Source organism: Falsiporphyromonas endometrii (assembly GCF_042654485.1).
In the GTDB taxonomy this organism is placed as follows: domain Bacteria; phylum Bacteroidota; class Bacteroidia; order Bacteroidales; family Porphyromonadaceae; genus Porphyromonas; species Porphyromonas endometrii.
The window spans coordinates 1-5777 of the sequence record NZ_JBHSGO010000038.1 but is presented as its reverse complement, the minus strand read 5'-3'; the positions used below and the strand labels follow the sequence as shown (position 1 = coordinate 5777).

The window sequence follows — 5777 nt, the reverse complement described above, 5'->3', positions numbered from 1 at the left end:
CCGGGCGGACGCCAATCCCCCCGGTGTTTTTCATGTCCGCCTGACGGATGAACAAAACAATGAAATGAAATGATTAATTTTGACTCAAAGATAAACCTCCTTTACACACTTTTTGGGATACTACCTCATTTGTTATCACTTTGAACTCGCCGTTTTGATATGCGTTCAACTTAAACTCTGGAAAAGTTGTGTTTAAAATAGGTGTCATAATTCAATAATAAATTTACCGTTATACATCAAAGACCGACTATATCAAGGATAGCAATCAGCTTGATTGCCAATAAAACCTGTATCGGAGCTTTTGTTTTTTCTTTGTACAAAGGTAGGAAGCGACTAAAGCCTCTTCAACAAACACCGTAAATAATGATATTGAGTGGCTCTATAGATAAGGTTAGATATAAGTGTTGATCGGTGTTGTGGCAAATCTTATACTCAACGTCACGCAGAGCTGATTACCAAGATATGGGGATATGAAATAAGGCCTTTTAACTACTTATTATTAGATCAACTCGATAGAGGAGATATATAGCTTCGACAATTATGCAATACTTTATGACCTATTTAGGCTCACTTTAGTCTCTAATCGTAGTTATATGTTTCCGGTTAGAGACCAAAGTAAGTTCAAAATACTTTTATGACAACCTTCGTTTAGATTCAACTTAATGGATAAAAACTCCACAACTGCTTCTTATTCGATATGATACTTCTCTTTGATTTGCTCCATCAATAGGTCAAAATGTTCTCCTCTTGTAATTTGACCATGAAGAACAGCTACCGCTTCAACAACACCTATTGCACAAACGGTACCGTCTTCGCGAATGATAGCTTGATCGAAAACCAACTTTGCACCTTTTTTGTGACAGGTAAGGCATGAATTGAACTTATCTCCGGGATGAAGGGCTACTTTGTAAGTGATATGAACGCTATATACAAAAGCATCCAATCCTTTGTTGTGCATCTCTGCAAATCCGGACCCTAGGCTTTCCCAGAACTCATGTCTTGCATGCTCCATGTAGTGTTGATAGTTGGCATTATTTACTACCCCTTGGATGTCACATTCATAATCCCTGACCTTCATGGGTACAGAGAAGATATATTGTGGAGATTTCATACAAAAAACTTATGTGGTTATTTACTAAACTCTGAATTGTTACTTAATATTTCTCTTTCACTTCACGCAATACCATCTTATAAAGACGGTCTCCCGGCCGAACCTTATCATTGACTTTAATAGAGATATGCTGGCCCTTATAGGCAGTTTTGACCGGCTCAAGATTATATCTAATCTCTTCGGCTGTCTGCATAAGAGCTCCGGTAGTAGGACCGCTGACCATAATCTCTTGTCCTTGATCCAAATCTCCGCTTTCGATCAAAAACTCTGCCACTTTAAGTTTTGAGTAATATTTGATCACCTTGCCAATATAAACCTTGGTGCGTGTGGCCGAAGATCCGTAATTGTGAGTCCATTCTCCGAGCCTTCTGCCCAAGTAATACCCATCCCAAAATCCTCTATTGAAAACAGTGGAAAGCTTTTCGTCCCAATATTTGATCTTCTCATCTCCGTACGAGCCATTTTTGACCGCATCAATAGCCTCTCTATAGCATTGGGTCACCGTATAAACATATTCGGGACCTCTTGCTCGACCTTCAATCTTGAAGACACGAACACCGGCATCCATCATCTTATTCATAAAGTGAATGGTCTTAAGGTCTTTGGGAGACATGATATATTGGTTTTCTATATCAAGCTCAATATTGCTTTCTCGATCCTTAACTGTGTATGCCCTTCTACAAACCTGTCCGCAAGCACCACGATTGGCAGAGCGATCCAACTCATGAAGACTTAGGTAGCACTTTCCCGAAACAGCCATACATAGAGCTCCATGTGCAAACATCTCTATGCGGATAAGTTCACCCGAAGGTCCTACAATTTGTTCGTTAATAATAGCGTTGTGAATAACCTCTACCTGCTCAAGCTTCAATTCACGAGCTAAAACAACAACATCGGCAAATTGTGCATAAAACTTCAATGCTTCAATATTGCTAATATTAAGTTGAGTGGATAGATGTACATTCATATCTATAGAGCGAGCGTAATGCATCGCAGCAACATCAGATGCTATGATAGCAGAAATACCGGCCTCTTTGGCAGCTTTTATAATATCTTTCATCAATGCCATATCTTCATCATAGATAACGGTATTGACCGTGAGATATGACTTAACCCCATGCTCAGTGCAAGTCGATGCAATCTGTCGAAGGTCGTCGAGTGTAAAGCTATGCGCCGATCCGGCACGCATATTGAGCCCTTCAACGCCGAAGTAAATAGAGTTAGCTCCGGCTTTGATAGCAGATGCCAGCGCTTCATAAGAGCCGACAGGTGCCATTACTTCAAAATTATTATCCTCTTTCATTATGATACAAAGATACAACAATGACATCGTTGCAAACGATTATTTACTCTAAAAATGTTATTTGACAGTTTGGAAGGGAATAGGGTAGCTTACTTTGTAATAGTAAGATCTCTTGGAGAATGTTGTATGAAGTGGTATAAAACAAAAAAAGGGTCGTAGCCTTACTGCTACAAACCTTTCTTAAAAACGAGTTTCTATTACTCTAACCTTAGACGTTATAAAAGTTGTCTCACAAGGATTCGAACCTTGACAAACAGAACCAAAACCTGTTGTGCTACCATTACACCATGAGACAATCCAAAGCCTCTCTCGGACAAGATGTCCTTGAAATGCGATGCAAATATAGAACAACTTTTGAGATTGTGCAAGGATTCAGATAAAATTTTGAGCAATATTTATTTGGAAGGCTTTATATAAGTTCGGTTAGGATGTGTACCTAAACTCCTTAACTGATTGATTTACTTATTCTTCCTTACAAATAGGTTTACCGGATAGTAGGCTGCCAATATTCCCATTAATATTACGACTGCAAAGCTTATTATAAGATCCCAATAATTAAAAAGCATAGGATATTCAGGGATTGGGGCATTCGGATTGCCCAGCCAACTATAGTTTTCTTGTGTAATCACTACGGCAAGACCTATGAGTAGACCAATGATTGTGCCTATGGAGCTAACCATAGTCCCTTCTGTCAAAAAGATACGACTAATCATCTTATCGGGCATTCCCAGAGCTCTTAATATTGAAATGTCGGGCTTTTTCTCAATCATCAGCATAGAGAGACTGCTTACAACGTTAAATAGAGCCAGCAGAAGGACAAATATTAAAATCAAAAAAGTCATCCACTTCTCCAGCGATACAATATAAGATATATCGGGGTGCTGCTCCAGACGATTCAAAACTTTGTATTCGTCTTTTGATGAATTGAGGAGCTTGAGAAGCTTTTTCTTAACCTGTTCGATGTCTGTGCCGGATTTAATTTTTAGAGCCAAACTACCTGCTATGTCATCATCATATTGCATCAGATCTCGCATCTGTTCAATAGGAATAATCATATTGGCGTCATAATTGGGCTGGCCGGTAAGAATGATAGATGCAATGTGACCGGATCCCGAGGAAAATGCAGATGCCGGTAGAATTGGGTTAATTAAGCCGACGCGCTTGGGAATGTAGACATCTATCTCTGAACTGACTTTGGCTGCTTCCGGAAGGGAAGCAAGTAATTTGGATCCGACATTGTATGAATAAACAGTATCGCCATGCAATTCTTCTTTAAGATTGAAAGAACCTTGCCAGACAGAATTTTTCAAAGATGCTACGTGATCAAAAGAAGAGCCTACACCGATGAGCTGAGCCGTAACTTGGTCTTGCCCGCATTTAATAAGGGCATTCTCTTTAAGAATAGGGGTGAAAGCCACAATCTCCGGAATGGAGGAGATTGTAGATTTAAGTGCCAAATCTGTCTTCAAAGGTTTGCCATCAATCCGTTCGACCGATAAGTCCGGATCCAAATCAGAAGTTTGATCAAGGATAATCTTCTCGTAGCCATTGTAAATAGAGAGGACAATGATAAGAGCAAAAGCAACAACGGCAATAGATACTGCAGAAATAGCAGAGACTACATTTACAGCATTCAAACTCTTACGAGAAAAAAAATACCTCAGAGCAAAAGAGAAAGGCAGATTCATATCTCAATCAATCCCTACTTCTTCAATAGCTCATCGATACGCTCCAAATAATCCAGCGAGTCGTCAATGTAAAAATAAAGCTCAGGGATGCGTCGAAGCTGTTTGCCTACTCGATTACCCAAGGCAAATCTAACTTGAGAGCTCTGATCTGTGATGTTTGCCAGAATCTCACGTCCCTTTTCGCTCGGGAAAATGGAGAGATTGACACGAGCAATGCTCAAATCAGGACTGACACGAACAGATGTGACAGAGACTAATACTCCGTTAATACTTTGTGTCTGTTCTCTGAAGATTTCACCAAGTTCTTTCTGAACCAAGCGACTAATTTTATTTAATCTTGTATTATCCATAGGTACAAAGATATAAAGGTTACACGTAAAATGAACCAGAATTTATTCTTAGTATTCATATTCTAATGATTGCCATTATAGATTATTTGTCATAATGTAGTTTATGCCATTGCTTTAGTGTGTTGTCAAAGGGGGTTGTATGAGGTGTATTACACTCGCTTTTTTGTTTATCCTTAGATTGATATTAAGCAATAATTTTGGCCTTTTGTTAATGAGATTTTCTCATTAAATAGGTGTTTTAATCTCAATATATAGTGTGCTTTTATTGACTAATTATTCATTGATATAGATAAATAATGTAAATTTATTACGGCTGTTTCAGGCCTTATATCAGCCCCTTTCTTGATATAAAAGAGTCTATTTCTTAATAAATTTCAAGAGTGATAGGACGATTTCGTCCTATCTGAATGTTAATATATGTATAGGCTTTATTTTATGGATAAAAAGGCGGCTTAAAAATAGCTTTCAGGCCGCCNTTCTCGCGCTACCTTGAAGGTAAACTCGCGCGAGGTTGCACCTGAAGTAGCGCGACTTCGCATGTCAAGGTCGCGCGACAACGGATCGAAAGTCGCGCGAGAATAGATTGCTTCTCGCGCGAGCTTATTTGTTAAAATAGCGCATAAAAAAGCCCGTTTCGTACTATAAAAACGGGCAAAGTCGATAGGAAGGTCAAGTGACCCTAACCCTTATATTTGATATTTTGAAGTTGAATAAGTGTTGTTTGATTAGCTTTTTGAATGTTAGATATGATAACGGTATTTAACAAATAAGCCTCTCCTAAGACGAGCTTCACAGCCCAATGAGAAGACCTATTCTTGATATCGCATTTGATACTTAAGGACTCATCGATTTGTTCCCCTCCGATAAGACATATCTCACCCGCAAAGAGGAACGATCCGCCAAGCGAAATGATCATCAAAAGTAAGGTCAGTAATGTGCTTATCTCCATGGTTATATATCCTATTATCAACGACTAAGGTACTAAAAAGGATTCTTTTTCGCAATATACTACAGCATTCCTAAAAAGCTCTGAGGCTAAGGGGAATGGGTGAATGAACTTGAAAATAGAAAAAACTGAGTACACTAACGTAAGACTTAGTAAATCTATTTTAGAAATGTATTGTCAAGGTTGATCCTAATTTATAAGGTGGAAATGATTAATTTTGCACAATATAATTTCAGATAAAAAACAACAAATGTTTTAGAAGCTGTTTAAAAATTATTCAGAGAATTTATTAAGCAATATTTTGCAGAAAGCAAGTTGAACCATAGCCTCTGCAGTAGCGGCATGAAACTCATAATCAATCGTCAGTCTTCTAAAATTT

5 protein-coding genes and 1 tRNA gene are annotated in these 5777 nt (G+C 38.5%); all 6 read right to left on the bottom strand.

Translation table 11 applies throughout. The annotated features are described in order from the left end of the window. Window positions 1–688: 688 nt before the first annotated feature. Complete coding sequence (locus tag ACFO3G_RS02015; protein WP_380077489.1) at window positions 689–1111, bottom strand: acyl-CoA thioesterase; 423 nt, start codon at window positions 1109–1111, stop codon at window positions 689–691. 43 nt (window positions 1112–1154) lie between these two features. Next, the gene (locus tag ACFO3G_RS02010; protein ID WP_380077487.1) at window positions 1155–2414 is read right to left on the bottom strand and encodes a peptidase U32 family protein; all 1260 of its coding nucleotides are present in this window, start codon (window positions 2412–2414) and stop codon (window positions 1155–1157) included. 224 nt (window positions 2415–2638) lie between these two features. After that, window positions 2639–2709 (bottom strand) — tRNA-Gln (locus tag ACFO3G_RS02005). 163 nt (window positions 2710–2872) lie between these two features. Further along, window positions 2873–4102 (bottom strand): FtsX-like permease family protein, encoded by a 1230-nt coding sequence (locus ACFO3G_RS02000; RefSeq protein ID WP_380077485.1) that lies wholly within the window; start codon window positions 4100–4102, stop codon window positions 2873–2875. Between the two features lie 14 nt (window positions 4103–4116). Beyond that, the gene (gene rbfA, locus ACFO3G_RS01995; protein ID WP_380077483.1) at window positions 4117–4452 is read right to left on the bottom strand and encodes a 30S ribosome-binding factor RbfA; all 336 of its coding nucleotides are present in this window, start codon (window positions 4450–4452) and stop codon (window positions 4117–4119) included. Between the two features lie 679 nt (window positions 4453–5131). Next, window positions 5132–5401, bottom strand: coding sequence for a hypothetical protein (locus ACFO3G_RS01990; RefSeq protein WP_380077481.1), 270 nt, complete (start codon window positions 5399–5401; stop codon window positions 5132–5134). Window positions 5402–5777 lie beyond the last annotated feature (376 nt).

Excerpts from the sequence above, each read along its gene's own strand:
- ACFO3G_RS02015 (WP_380077489.1), bottom strand. The coding sequence starts at position 1,111 with ATGAAATCTCCACAATATATCTTCTCTGTACCCATGAAGGTCAGGGAT.
- ACFO3G_RS02010 (WP_380077487.1), bottom strand. The coding sequence starts at position 2,414 with ATGAAAGAGGATAATAATTTTGAAGTAATGGCACCTGTCGGCTCTTAT.
- ACFO3G_RS02000 (WP_380077485.1), bottom strand. The coding sequence starts at position 4,102 with ATGAATCTGCCTTTCTCTTTTGCTCTGAGGTATTTTTTTTCTCGTAAG.
- rbfA (WP_380077483.1), bottom strand. The coding sequence starts at position 4,452 with ATGGATAATACAAGATTAAATAAAATTAGTCGCTTGGTTCAGAAAGAA.
- ACFO3G_RS01990 (WP_380077481.1), bottom strand. The coding sequence starts at position 5,401 with ATGGAGATAAGCACATTACTGACCTTACTTTTGATGATCATTTCGCTT.